Origin of the sequence: Bacillus cereus group sp. BfR-BA-01382, assembly GCF_022663475.1 — a bacterium.
GTDB lineage: Bacteria > Bacillota > Bacilli > Bacillales > Bacillaceae_G > Bacillus_A > Bacillus_A thuringiensis_S.
The window spans coordinates 1-231 of the sequence record NZ_JAKUFQ010000419.1 but is presented as its reverse complement, the minus strand read 5'-3'; the positions used below and the strand labels follow the sequence as shown (position 1 = coordinate 231).

The window sequence follows — 231 nt, the reverse complement described above, 5'->3', positions numbered from 1 at the left end:
ATATAAAATAACAGCAGGACCTCGTATTAATATCGACTATGCAGAAGAAGCTGTACATTATCCGTGGCGTTTTTATTATAAGGGGCATCCGTTTGTTTCAAAGAAATAAACTATATCAATGATTTTTCAAATATATCTATCATAACTTACAATATATCAACGGTTCGACAAGAAATATCGATTTATCGACAAATAATAACATTACGAATAAAAGAAGACTGTTCCAAAATG

Annotated in this window: 1 pseudogene; it reads left to right on the top strand. The window is 29.9% G+C overall.

Annotated features, from left to right (window positions below):
* A pseudogene (locus tag MR160_RS34560) lies at positions 1-109 on the top strand (DNA-3-methyladenine glycosylase); the annotation flags it as partial.
* Positions 110-231 lie beyond the last annotated feature (122 nt).